Origin of the sequence: Actinomadura darangshiensis, from assembly GCF_004349235.1 — a bacterium.
Taxonomy (GTDB): domain Bacteria; phylum Actinomycetota; class Actinomycetes; order Streptosporangiales; family Streptosporangiaceae; genus Spirillospora; species Spirillospora darangshiensis.
Window position 1 is genome coordinate 1 of sequence record NZ_SMKY01000282.1, and the last position, 11624, is coordinate 11624.

12 protein-coding genes are annotated in these 11624 nt (G+C 72.8%); 7 read left to right on the forward strand and 5 right to left on the reverse strand.

Annotation, left to right across the window (positions count from 1 at the left end; all coding sequences use genetic code 11):
• The 3 genes from E1293_RS37710 to E1293_RS37720 all read right to left on the reverse strand — a co-directional run.
• A partial coding sequence (locus E1293_RS37710) for a LacI family DNA-binding transcriptional regulator (protein WP_132203386.1) occupies positions 1–534 on the reverse strand: 534 nt, incomplete at its 3' end.
• Between the two features lie 65 nt (positions 535–599).
• Entirely contained in the window at positions 600–1943 is a 1344-nt protein-coding gene (locus tag E1293_RS37715) for a phytase (RefSeq protein WP_132203388.1), read from the reverse strand.
• A 123-nt stretch (positions 1944–2066) separates the two neighbouring features.
• Positions 2067–2804, reverse strand: a complete 738-nt coding sequence (locus E1293_RS37720; RefSeq protein WP_243717157.1) for a GntR family transcriptional regulator — start codon at positions 2802–2804, stop codon at positions 2067–2069.
• 167 nt (positions 2805–2971) lie between these two features.
• Here E1293_RS37720 and E1293_RS37725 point away from each other — a divergent pair, with 167 nt between their 5' ends.
• The 6 genes from E1293_RS37725 to E1293_RS37750 all read left to right on the forward strand — a co-directional run bounded on the left by E1293_RS37725 (position 2972) and on the right by E1293_RS37750 (position 10455).
• Positions 2972–3853 (forward strand): TIM barrel protein, encoded by an 882-nt coding sequence (locus E1293_RS37725; RefSeq protein ID WP_132203390.1) that lies wholly within the window; start codon positions 2972–2974, stop codon positions 3851–3853.
• Positions 3850–4800 carry a 5-dehydro-2-deoxygluconokinase gene (gene iolC / locus E1293_RS37730; protein WP_132203392.1) on the forward strand — a complete coding sequence of 317 codons (951 nt, stop codon included), beginning with the start codon at positions 3850–3852 and terminating at the stop codon, positions 4798–4800. Before E1293_RS37725 ends, iolC begins: the two co-directional genes overlap by 4 nt.
• Positions 4797–5696 carry a Cgl0159 family (beta/alpha)8-fold protein gene (locus tag E1293_RS37735; RefSeq protein WP_132203394.1) on the forward strand — a complete coding sequence of 300 codons (900 nt, stop codon included), beginning with the start codon at positions 4797–4799 and terminating at the stop codon, positions 5694–5696. Before iolC ends, E1293_RS37735 begins: the two co-directional genes overlap by 4 nt.
• Positions 5693–7543, forward strand: a complete 1851-nt coding sequence (iolD, locus tag E1293_RS37740; RefSeq protein WP_132203396.1) for a 3D-(3,5/4)-trihydroxycyclohexane-1,2-dione acylhydrolase (decyclizing) — start codon at positions 5693–5695, stop codon at positions 7541–7543. The genes E1293_RS37735 and iolD overlap by 4 nt, the downstream gene beginning before the upstream one ends.
• A gap of 10 nt (positions 7544–7553) precedes the next feature.
• A complete protein-coding gene (locus E1293_RS37745; protein ID WP_132203398.1) occupies positions 7554–9035 on the forward strand; it encodes a CoA-acylating methylmalonate-semialdehyde dehydrogenase in 1482 nt (493 codons plus the stop codon).
• 103 nt (positions 9036–9138) lie between these two features.
• On the forward strand, positions 9139–10455 hold the full coding sequence (locus E1293_RS37750) for an alkaline phosphatase PhoX (protein ID WP_132203400.1): 1317 nt from the start codon (positions 9139–9141) through the stop codon (positions 10453–10455).
• 26 nt (positions 10456–10481) lie between these two features.
• Here E1293_RS37750 and E1293_RS37755 read toward each other — a convergent pair whose 3' ends face one another.
• Positions 10482–10799, reverse strand: coding sequence for a hypothetical protein (locus E1293_RS37755; protein WP_132203402.1), 318 nt, complete (start codon positions 10797–10799; stop codon positions 10482–10484).
• 70 nt (positions 10800–10869) lie between these two features.
• On the opposite strand from E1293_RS37755, the gene E1293_RS37760 reads away from it, so the two are divergent.
• On the forward strand, positions 10870–11280 hold the full coding sequence (locus tag E1293_RS37760; RefSeq protein WP_132203404.1) for a hypothetical protein: 411 nt from the start codon (positions 10870–10872) through the stop codon (positions 11278–11280).
• A gap of 11 nt (positions 11281–11291) precedes the next feature.
• Here the strand turns inward: E1293_RS37760 and E1293_RS37765 are convergent.
• The coding region (locus E1293_RS37765; RefSeq protein ID WP_165978566.1) for a transposase at positions 11292–11624 on the reverse strand (333 nt) is incomplete at its 5' end.

Genomic DNA, 11624 nt, shown 5'->3' on the forward strand with positions numbered 1-11624 from the left:
GTGGTGGCCGAGGTCCCTGAGGTGTGCGATCGCCTGGTCGATGGCTGCCGTCTCGTCGCCGGTCACGCAGTCGACGCGGGTCGAGCGGACGGAGCGGCCCGCCACCGTCACGGCGCAGCCGGAGGCGGCGCGTTCGATGTCGGCGGTGGGGATTCGCGGGCCGGCCAGGACCACACCGTCGGGGCGCAGGTCCAGGAGGTCGTTCACGGCGGCCCGTTCGCGCGCCGGACTTCCGCGTCCGGTGGTGAGGAGGAGCCGCACGTCGCGGTGGGCCGCCTCCTCGGCCAGACCGTCGTAGATCGCGGCGTACACGGGGTCGTGCAGGTCGGACAGGAGGACGCCCACGATGCCCGTCCGGCCGGCGGCCAGGCCGCGGGCCATCATGTTGGGGCGGTAGCCGAGTTCCCGGGCCGCCTGGAGCACCGCCTCGCGGCGTTCTTTCCGGACCTTAGGGGAGCCGCGCATCACCAGCGACACCAGCGCGCGCGACACTCCGGCGCGGGCCGCGACGTCCTCCAGGGTCGGGTGGGCCATGCGTGATCTCCAGGCGTGCGGCGGGCCGCCGCCATGGACGGCGGCCCGCGTCGGTTCGGTGTCTCTTAGTCTCGCGGGTTCCAGTCGCCTGGGGTGATGTCCAGGTCGAGCGGGGTGGCGACATCCTCCCAGCGGACGTACTTGAAGTTGGTGTTCTCGCGGACTTCGCCGTTTCCGTCCACGGCCTCGGGGGTGTTGACGCCGTCGTGGACGACGAGGAGGCCCTTGCGGAAGCCGCCGATCGGGGCGCTGGTCACCATCGCGCCGTCGCACACCTCGGAGCCGTCCACGAGGCTGCCGGGGGCGACCCGGAAGTGCCCGAGGTACTCGCCGGGGTCGTCGCGGTCGTAGACGACGAAGGTGTTGTCGCCCTGGCTGGAGGCGAGCAGGTAGCCGTCGCCGTCGTCCTGCCGGTAGATGGTGAGGCCCTCGGCGTCGGCGGTGAGGTGCTCCCCGCCGGCGCCCGGGTCGGGGCCGCTCGGCGCGCACTCCTCGGTCGCCGGGTCGTAGGCGGCGGGGACGCCGAACTCCTTGACCTTGTCGATGAGCCGGGGCGCGCCGCCGTCCATCGGGACGCGCCAGATGCCGACGTCCTCCTGCGCCGCGTATACCGCGCCGTTCTCGGGGTCGGCGACCATGCCCTCGACCTGCGGGCCCTCGCCCGGGTCCTCGCAGGGCGTCCAGGTGCCGCCGCCGGGCAGCGGGAAGGAGGTGGGCAGGTCGACGTCCTGGACGTGCCGATAGGTGATCTTGCCTGTTTGTGTCGCCTCCAGCCGGACGAGGCCGAGCCGTGAGGTGTGGCGGCGGCTGAGCGCGACGTAGGACCGGCCGTGCGAGTCCTGCCAGGACGCGAGCCCGTACGCGGTCCGCTGCTCGTTGACGTCGTCCGGCGAGGACGAGAAGACGGGCGCGACGTCCGGGTCGGTGACGTCGGTCAGGGGCGCCCGGTGGCGCGCGGCGGCCCGCGGGTCGATCGCGTAGGTGCGGACGGTGTCGCGTCCGCGGTCGGACACGACGGCGAGGTCGACCTTGGTGCGCCCGAGCTGGAAGCCGTAGATCAGGTCGACGTTGTTGAACCGGCCCGGCTCGTCGCCCGGACGGGGCGGCGCGGGCGCGGCGAAGCGCTGGATCTCGCGGCCGGCGGCGTCGTAGACCACGAGGCCGCCCTCCTTCAGCGTGGCGACGACGAGATCGCCGTTCCGGTCGCTCGGATGGCTCCAGATGGCGGGGTCGTCGGCGTTGGCGTTGCCGCCGGCCTCGTCGTCGAAGTTGGCCGGCGTCTCCAGCGCGACGCGGACCTCGGCGAGCTCGTCGGCCGCCGCCGGGACGGCGGGCAGGACCGCGGCGGTCAGTGCCACGGTCGCCGCCGCGGCGGCGAGGCGCAGATGGGGGGTGGGTCTCAGCTGCATCGGGTTCCTCCTGATGCGTGGTGCGGACGCCTGCACCGTAAGCGTTAGAGCGCTCTAATTCAATAGAGCGCTCCAATCGATCAGGAGATTTCACCCGGCGTCCGGCGGGCCGTTCCCGCGCGGCTACCGCTCGACGAGGGTGAGCGCGAACGAGTAGCGGTCCGCGCGGTACACGTGGCAGCCGTACTCGATCGCGGCGCCCTTGTCGTCGTAGGCGGTGCGGGTCATGGTCAGCAGCGGGACGCCGCGCCGCTCGTCCAGCAGCCGGGCCTCGGCCGCCGTCGCGCCGCGGGCGCCGATGGTCTGGTTCGCGATGCGCAGGTTGACGCCGGTCGCGCGGAGCAGCTCGTACAGGCCGTGCTCGGCGAGGTCGTCCCCGGTCACGGTCAGCAGGTCGAGGGGCAGGTAGTTGGTGAGCAGGGCGAGCGGCTCGTCGCCGGTGAAGCGGATCCGGCGCATCCGCAGGACCTCGGTGCCGGGCGGGGCGCCCAGCTCCTTGGCCACCTCGTCCTCGGCGGGGACCGGGCCGAGTTCGAGGACCTCGGTGCGCGGCTCCCGGCCGGCCGCCGCCAGGTCGTCGTGCAGGCTGGTCAGCTCGATCGGGCGGCGGATCTCCGACTGGACCACCTGCGTGCCGACGCCCCGCTTGCGCACCAGCAGCCCACGGTCGACCAGGTGCTGGATCGCCTGCCGGACGGTCGGCCGCGAGAGCCCGCAGCGGTCGGCGAGCTCCACCTCGTTCTCCAGGCGGGTGCCGGGGGACAGCTCACCGGCCCGGACCGCCGCCTCCAGCTGCTGCGCGAGCTGGTAGTACAGCGGCACGGGGCTGCTGCGGTCCACGGTCACGCGCGGTCGGTACACCCATCGTCTCCTCTCGTCCGGGACGATCGTACCCCGCCATGTGTGTTTAACTTATTACCTCATAATGTCATAACAAACTATTGACATGCCCGCGTGGCCTTCAGCAGACTCGGGCCGGGCCGGCGGCATGGCCGGCCCGAGCGCGTCCCGGAGAAGAGTGTGAGCCGATGATCAAGGACCGTGTCGCGGGAGCCCCGATCTCGTGGGGGGTGTGCGAGGTGCCCGGCTGGGGCCACCAGCTGGGTCCCGCGCGGGTTCTGGCGGAGATGCGCGACCTCGGGCTGGCCGCCACGGAGTTCGGGCCGGACGGCTTCCTGCCGGCCGGGGCCGCCGAGCGCGCCGCGCTGCTGGACGGGTTCGGGCTCCGCCCGGTCGGCGGGTTCGCGCCGGTCGTCCTGCACGATCCCGGCCGCGACCCGCTGCCCGAGGTGCGGCGGGTGCTGGCGGGGTTCGGAGCCGGAGTGGAACGCTCCAACCTCACCCTGGTCCTGGCCGCCGTGACCGGCCTGGACGGCTACGACGAGCGACCGCCGCTCGACGCCGCCGGCTGGACCGCACTGCTCGCCAATCTCGACCGGATCGGCGCCCTCGCCGCCGAGGCGGGCGTCCGCGCGGTGCTGCACCCCCATGTGGGCACGATGGTGGAACGTTCCGGAGAAGTCCGGCGCGTCCTGGACGGGTCGGCGATCCCGCTGTGCCTGGACACCGGCCACCTGCTGATCGGCGGCACCGACCCCGGCGAGCTGGCCGCCCGCGCCCCCGGCCGGATCGCGCACGTCCACCTCAAGGACGTCGACGCGGACCTGGCCGGCGCCGTCCGGGACGGCCGGACCCCCTACACCGAGGCCGTCCGCGCGGGCATCTACCGTCCGCTCGGCGCGGGCGACATCGACATCGCGGGCATCATCGGCTCCCTCGAAGGCGCCGGCTACGACGGCTGGTACGTCCTGGAGCAGGACGCCGTCATCGACGCCGAGCCCGCCGAGGGCGCCGGACCGCTGGAGGACGTCCGCACCTGCGTGGACTTCCTCGCCGGGATCGCCGCATGACCGGCTTCGACGTCATCACCATGGGCCGCGTCGGCGTCGACCTCTACCCGCTCCAGGCCGGTGTGGGCCTCGACGAGGTGGACACCTTCGCCCGCTTCCTCGGCGGCAGCGCCACCAACGTCGCGGTCGCCGCCGCCCGGCACGGCCGCCGCGCCGCCGTGATCACCCGGACCGGCGCCGACCCGTTCGGCCGCTTCGTCCACCGTGCCCTGGCCGGCTACGGGGTCGACGACCGCTACGTCGCCGGCGTCCCCGGCCTGCCGACGCCCGTGACGTTCTGCGAGCTGTTCCCGCCGGACGACTTCCCGCTGTACTTCTACCGCTTCCCGAAGGCGCCCGACCTGGAGATCCGGGCGGACGAGCTGGACCGTCCCGCGATCGAGGCCGCCGGGATCCTGTGGACGACGATGACCGGGCTGTGCACCGAACCGTCCCGCACGGCGACGCTCACCGCGCTGGGCGCCCGCCGCCGCGCGGACCTCACCGTCCTCGACCTCGACTACCGGCCCATGTTCTGGGAGTCGCGGGACGAGGCGGCCCGCTGGGCGGGCGAGGCCCTCGAACACGCGACGGTCGCCGTCGGCAACCTGGCCGAATGCGAAGCCGCCGTGGGGGAGAGCGATCCGATGCGGGCGGCCCGCGCGCTGCTCGACCGGGGCGTCCGGCTGGCCGTCGTCAAGCGCGGCCCGGCCGGCGTCCTCGCGGTCGACGCCGAAGGCGGCCTGGCCGAGGCGGCGCCCGTGCCGGTCGAGGTCGTCAACGGCCTGGGCGCGGGCGACGCGTTCGGCGGCGCCCTCTGCCACGGCCTGCTCGCCGGATGGGAGCTTGCGCGCGTCATCGAGTTCGCCAACGCGGCGGGCGCGATCGTCGCGTCCCGGCTCGCGTGCTCGGCGGCGATGCCCGCCACCGGTGAGGTGGACGCACTGGTGAGGAAGGTGGCGGCATGACACTCGACATCGAAGCCGGGGCCCGCGCCGGGCGGATCGCCGCGCTGGCCGAGACCCGGGCCGTCCGCCCCGAGGCCGTCGCCGAGGCCGCCGCGCGCCGCACCCGGCGCCCGTCGCTGCTCGGCGAGACCGGCCGGCTGATGCTCCTCGCCGCCGACCACCCCGCCCGCGGCGCCCTCGCCGCGGGCGGCGACCCGTTCGCCATGGCCGACCGCGGCGAACTGCTCGACCGGCTCTGCACCGCCCTGGAACGCCCCGGCGTGGACGGCGTACTCGCCACCCCCGACGTGGCCGAGGACCTGCTGCTCCTCGGTGCCCTCGAAGACAAGGTCGTGATCGGCTCGATGAACCGCGGCGGCCTCGCCGGCGCGTCCTTCGAGATCGACGACCGCTTCACCGCCTACAGCGCCGACGCCATCGCCGCGTCCCGCCTGGACGGCGGCAAGGTGCTCCTGCGCGTGGACGACGACGACCCGGCCACCGCCCGCACCCTGGAAGGCTGCGCCCACGCGGTGTCGGCCCTCGCCGGGCACGGCCTGATGGCGATGATCGAGCCGTTCATCGCCCGCCGGGTGGACGGCCGCGTCCGCAACGACCTGTCTCCCGAGGCGATGATGCGCGCGATCGCCATCGCGTCCGGGCTCGGCACGACCTCGGCGCGGACCTGGCTGAAGGTCCCTGTCGTCCCGGACATGGAACGCGTCATGGCCGCCTCCACCCTCCCCGCCCTCCTCCTCGGCGGCGAGGTCTCCGCCGATCCAGACGCCGCCCGCGACGGCTGGCGGCGTGCCATGCGCCTCCCGACCGTGCGGGGCCTGGTCGTCGGCCGCTCCCTCCTCTACCCGCCGGACGGCGACGTGGCCGGCGCCGTAGACGCCGCAGTGGAGGTCCTGTGAGGCTCACGGTCGGTCAGGCGGTGGTTCGTTTCCTGGCGGCGCAGTACAGCGAGCGGGACGGGGTGGAGCGGCGGTTCTTCGCTGGCTGCTTTGGGATCTTCGGTCACGGCAATGTGGCGGGGATGGGGCAGGCGCTGCTGGAGCATGCCGAGGATTTCCCGTATTACATGGCGCGCAACGAGCAGGCGATGGTGCATGCGGCGTCGGGCTTTGCGCGGATGAGTGATCGGTTGTCGACGTTTGCGTGTACGACGTCGATCGGGCCGGGTGCGACGAACATGGTGACCGGTGCGGCGTTGGCGACCGTCAACCGGTTGCCGGTGTTGTTGTTGCCGGGTGATGTCTTCGCCACGCGTGCGGCCAATCCGGTGTTGCAGGAGCTGGAGGATGCGCGGTCGTTCGATGTGTCGGTGAACGACTGTTTCAAGCCGGTGTCGAGGTACTGGGATCGGATCAATCGTCCTGAGCAGTTGCCGGGTGCGTTGCTGGCGGCGATGCGGGTGCTGACCGATCCGGCCGAGACGGGCGCGGTCACCTTGGCGCTTCCGCAGGATGTGCAGGCGGAGGCGTTCGATTGGCCGGAGGAGCTGTTCGCGCGGCGGGTGTGGCGTATCGCCCGTCCCGTCCCCGAGCCCGCCGCGCTCGACGAGGCCGCCGCCATTCTGCAAGCCGCCGAACGTCCGCTGATCGTGGCGGGCGGCGGTGTCATCTACTCGCAGGCGACTGAGGAGTTGCGTGCGTTCGCTGAGCGGACGGGCATCCCGGTGGCCGAGACGCAGGCGGGTAAGGGCGCGCTGCCTTGGGACCACGCCTGTTCGGTGGGTGCCATTGGTGCGACGGGCACCACGGCGGCCAACGCGCTGGCGCGCGAGGCCGATGTCGTGGTGGGTATCGGTACCCGTTACAGCGATTTCACCACCGCCTCCCACAGCCTCTTCGCCAACCCGGCGGTGAAGTTCGTCAACGTCAACGTCGCCCGCGCGGATGCGGTGAAGCTCGCCGGGACCGCCGTCGTCGCCGATGCGAAAGAGGCGATCCGGGGACTGCGCGTATCCCTTGCCGGTTACGGCGTCCCTGAAGCCCACCGAGGACGGGCTCGGACGCTGATGGCCGCCTGGAACGCCGCGGTCGACGACGCATACGAACTGCGGCACCGCACTCCGCCGGCGCAGGCGGAGGTCATCGGGATCGTCAACACGGAGTCCGGGCCGCGAGACGTGGTGGTGTGCGCGGCCGGGTCGATGCCGGGTGATCTGCACAAGCTGTGGCGGGCGCGCGATCCCAAGGGCTACCACGTCGAGTACGGCTACTCCTGCATGGGATATGAGATCGCGGGCGGGCTCGGCGTGAAGATGGCCGCCCCGGACCGCGAAGTCTTCGTCATGGTCGGCGACGGGTCGTACCTGATGATGGCCCAAGAGCTGACCACGGCCGTCGCCGAAGGGATCAAGCTGGTCGTCGTCCTGGTCCAGAACCACGGATACGCCTCGATCGGCAACCTGTCCGAATCGGTCGGCGCCGACCGGTTCGGGACGCGGCACCGGGTCCGGACGGCGACCGGCCTCAACGGAGATCCGATCCCCGTCGACCTGGCCGCCAACGCCGCCAGCCTCGGCGCGGACGTGCTCCACGCGACCGGCGCCGAAGGGTTCCGTGAGGCGTTGCGGAAGGCGATCGCTTCGCCGCGCACGACCGTCGTCCATGTGGAGACCGATCCGCTCGTCCCGGCGCCCGACAGTGAGGCGTGGTGGGACGTTCCCGTCGCCGAGGTGGCCGCGTTGGACCACACACAGCAGGCCCGCGCCCGGTACGACGACCAGAAGAAGGCCCAGCGCCGCTACCTCTGAGAGGAATTCAATGCGTTCGATTCAGCACCGGATCGGTGGCGTCCCGGTCGGCGGGAGCACCGCTGCGGCCGTCCACGATCCCGCCACCGGGCAGCAGACGGGCGAGGTCGTCCTCGGGCGCCACGCCGAGGTGGACGCCGCCGTGGGCTCCGCCGCGCGGGCCTTCGCCGCGTGGTCGGAGGTGTCGCTGACCCGCCGTGCGCGCATCATGTTCGCGCTGCGCGATCTCCTCGAACGGCACGAGGACGAGCTGGCCCGGCTCATCACCGCCGAGCACGGCAAGGTCCTGGACGACGCGCGCGGCGAGGTCGTGCGGGGCCGTGAGGTCGTCGAGTTCGCGTGCGGGATCCCGCAGATGCTCAAGGGCGAGTATTCCGACCAGGTGTCGTCCGGCGTGGACGCGTTCTCGTTCCGGCAGCCGCTCGGCGTGTGCGCGGGGATCGTCCCGTTCAACTTCCCGGTCATGGTGCCGCTGTGGATGCACCCGATCGCGATCGCGTGCGGGAACACGTTCGTGCTCAAGCCGAGCGAGCGCGTCCCGTCGGCGTCCAACCTGGTCGCGGAGCTGTACGCCGAGGCCGGGCTGCCGGACGGCGTGTTCAACGTCCTGCACGGCGACCGGGACACCGCCGACGCCCTGATCACGCACCCGGACGTGGCGGCGGTGTCGTTCGTCGGGTCCACGCCCGTCGCCCGGCACGTCCACGAGGCGGCGAGCGCGGCCGGCAAGCGGGTGCAGGCGCTCGGCGGCGCCAAGAACCACGCGGTCGTGCTGCCGGACGCCGACCTCGACCTGGCCGCCGACCAGATCACCGCGGCGGCCTACGGGTCGGCGGGGCAGCGCTGCATGGCGATCTCCGTCGCGGTCGCGGTCGGGGAGGCGGCCGACCCGCTGATCGAGCGGCTCGCCGGCCGGGCCCGCGCGATCACCGTCGGGCCGGGCGCCGACCCCGCCAGCGAGATGGGACCGCTGATCAGCGCGGCGGCGCGGGACCGGGTCACCAGGCACGTCGAGGCCGCCGAGCGGGACGGCGCGAAGCTCGTCGTGGACGGCCGCGGCCTGGCCGGCCCCGGCTTCTTCGTCGGCCCCTGCCTGCTCGACGCCGTCACCACCGGCATGCCCGCCTACCAGGAGGAGATCTTCGGACCGGTGCTGGTCGTGCTGCGCGCCGAGACACTCGACGAGGCGATCGCGCTGGTCAACGCCAACCCCTACGGCAACGGGACGGCGGTCTTCACCTCGTCCGGGGAGGCGGCGCGGCGGTTCCAGCGGGCCGTGCACGTCGGGATGATCGGCGTGAACGTCCCGATCCCGGTGCCGATGGCGTTCTACTCGTTCGGCGGCTGGAAGGCGTCCCTGTTCGGCGACACGCACGTCCACGGGCCCGAAGGGGTGCGCTTCTACACGCGCGCCAAGGCCGTCACCTCGCGCTGGCCCGAGCCCGCCGGGCAGGCCGAAACGTCCGGAATGGCCTTCCCCACGGCCCGCTGAGCAAGATTGTCCTGGGGGTTTGCCGTCCGGCCGGTGCTCGTTCACCGGCGGTTCAGGGGCGGCGACCAGGCTCCCGCGTGATCCCTCACGCTAAGGAGTGCCCATGTCCGTGACCCGTCGCGGAGTCGTCAAGGGCGGCGCGGCCGGCGCGCTGTCCATCGCCCTCGCCGGAAGCCTGGACGGAATCTTCCAGACCTCCGCGGGGGCCGATACCGGGGAGGCGTACGGCTACGGCCCGCTGGTCCCCGACCCCAAGGGCGTCCTGGACCTGCCCAAGGGTTTCACCTACAAGACGCTGTCGGTCGAAGGCGACCCCATCTCCGACGGCGTCGTCGTCCCCGGGCACCACGACGGGACGGCCACGTTCCCCGGTAGCAGGCACGGCCGCACCCGGCTGGTCCGCAACCACGAGCAGACCGACAGCGGCACCCGCGCGGTGGCGTCCGGCAAGCTGACCTACGACCCGGCGGCCCTCGGCGGCACGAGCACGCTGGAAGTCGACAGCCGCGGCAACCTGTTGTCGCAGTACGTCAGCCTCGCCGGGACGGCGCAGAACTGCGCGGGCGGGCGCACCCCGTGGGGGACGTGGCTGACCTGCGAGGAGACCGAGGGATTCGGCGGCGAGACCAAGAGCCACGGCTGGGTCTTCGAGGTCGACCCGCACGGCCGCCGCACCGAGCCCGTCCCGCTGACGGGCCTCGGCCGGTTCGCGCACGAGGCCGTCGCCGTCGACCCGCACACCCACACCGCGTACCTGACCGAGGACGCGGCCGGGCCGTTCGGGCTCCTCTACCGGTTCAGCCCGCGCGACCACCGGGGCGGCTACCACTCCTACATGGCGGGCGGGAAGCTGGAGGCGCTGTACGTCCGCGGCGTCCCGGACCTGTCGGTCGTCCAGGAGCCCGGGACGCGGCTGCGCGCCCGCTGGGTGGACGTCCCGGACCCGTCGGCGAAGAAGACCTCCGTCCGCAAGCAGTTCGACACGATCACCCGCAGCCAGAAGCTCGAAGGCGCCTGGTGGGGGCACGGCAAGGCGTACTTCGTGTGCAGCTTCTCGCACACGGCCGACGGCGGCGCCGCCGACCACGCCGGGCAGGTCTGGACGTACGACCCGCACAAGAACGTGATCGAGCTGCAGCTCGTCTTCAAGCCGGGCGGGCGCTTCGACGGCCCCGACAACATCACCGTCTCCCCGTACGGAGGCGGCGTGATCCTGGCCGAGGACGGCGACGGCGAGCAGTACCTCGTCGGCACCACCCGCCGGAACAAGCCGTTCGCGATGGCCCGCAACGCCCTCAACGGCAGCGAGTTCACCGGCGTCACGTTCTCGCCGGACGGGCGCATCCTGTTCGCCAACCGCCAGTCGGACCCGGGCGCCACGTTCGCGATCTCGGGCCCCTGGCACCGGCTCCGCGGCTAGCGGGGTGTGGGGTCGCCCCCACAGGATCAGGCGAGGCCGCGGCGGGCAACGGCGGGCGGACGGGTGCCCTGGATGGACGCCACCATGTCGAGCACTTGGCGCATCCCGTCCGCCTGCGACTCCGGCACGCGGAACCACCTCACGCCCAGCCAGGCGTAGACCGATGCCGCGGCGAGCAGCCCCGGATCGGCCTCCCGCGCGTCCGTCTCCAGCGTGACCAGGACGGCGTCCCCGGACGCGACGAGCCCCTCGACGCGGCTCGCCGGGGGCGCCGTTCCGGCGTCCACGGCACCGGCGGGCACCGGCGCGTCCGGTGAAATGACCTTCGGCTCTTGCAACCCCATGCGGCCAAGCGTGGCACGATCGGGGTCTGGGGATCGTCCTCCAGGTGGGGTTCCGTCAGATCGGAGCAAGATGGTTGTCGTGGTTCTCGTCCTGGCCGGCGTGGCCGTGCTGGGCGCCGTCGTCGCCCTCGCCATGGGCCGCGGCGGCGAGCTGGCCGAGACCCATCCCGACTTCCCGCCGCTCCGGCTGGACGGCGAAGGGCGCCCCGTCCTCGGGCCGCGGGGCACGTACTACCGGTTCCCGGCGACCATCTGGGGCTACCAGATGCAGGTGACGGACGAGGCCGTCCACCGCCTCACCGAGGCCCTGCACGAGCGGGACGACCGCGTCGCCGAACTCGAGCACCAGCTCCGCGAACTCCAGCGGCGCGCCGGCGGCCCCGGGCAGGTCCGCCCGATCGGCGCCCTGCACGGCATCGAGGAGCCCGGTGTGCCGCTCCGCAAGGAGCCGGACGGCGGCACCAGGGAGGAGCACGCGTGAGTAGCCCTGTGTCAAGCAGTAGCCGGTTGATCTTGGTTGAGAAGGTGTTGGAGGGCTCTGTGCCGGGTGGGGTCGTAGGCGACGCCGTCTTGCCAGCAGTGCCAGATCACGAACAGCCAGGCGCGGGCGAGGATGCGGACGGCGTGTGGGTGGTCGTGGCCGCGGGCTCTGGCGCGGTTGTAGAGGTCGGCGGCCCAGGGGTTGGCGCGGCGGCTGTCGCCGGCGAAGTCGCAGACGGCGTCGCGGAGCTGTTTGTCGACCGCCCAGCGGAAGGCGATGTGTTTGATCTTTCCGGACTGGCGGGTGGAGGGTGCGGCACCGGCGAGGCAGGCCAGGGCTTGGGG

Excerpts from the sequence above, each read along its gene's own strand:
- iolC (WP_132203392.1), top strand. The coding sequence starts at position 3,850 with ATGACCGGCTTCGACGTCATCACCATGGGCCGCGTCGGCGTCGACCTC.
- E1293_RS37715 (WP_132203388.1), bottom strand. The coding sequence starts at position 1,943 with ATGCAGCTGAGACCCACCCCCCATCTGCGCCTCGCCGCCGCGGCGGCG.
- E1293_RS37725 (WP_132203390.1), top strand. The coding sequence starts at position 2,972 with ATGATCAAGGACCGTGTCGCGGGAGCCCCGATCTCGTGGGGGGTGTGC.
- E1293_RS37745 (WP_132203398.1), top strand. The coding sequence starts at position 7,554 with ATGCGTTCGATTCAGCACCGGATCGGTGGCGTCCCGGTCGGCGGGAGC.
- E1293_RS37755 (WP_132203402.1), bottom strand. The coding sequence starts at position 10,799 with ATGGGGTTGCAAGAGCCGAAGGTCATTTCACCGGACGCGCCGGTGCCC.
- E1293_RS37750 (WP_132203400.1), top strand. The coding sequence starts at position 9,139 with ATGTCCGTGACCCGTCGCGGAGTCGTCAAGGGCGGCGCGGCCGGCGCG.
- E1293_RS37760 (WP_132203404.1), top strand. The coding sequence starts at position 10,870 with ATGGTTGTCGTGGTTCTCGTCCTGGCCGGCGTGGCCGTGCTGGGCGCC.
- E1293_RS37735 (WP_132203394.1), top strand. The coding sequence starts at position 4,797 with ATGACACTCGACATCGAAGCCGGGGCCCGCGCCGGGCGGATCGCCGCG.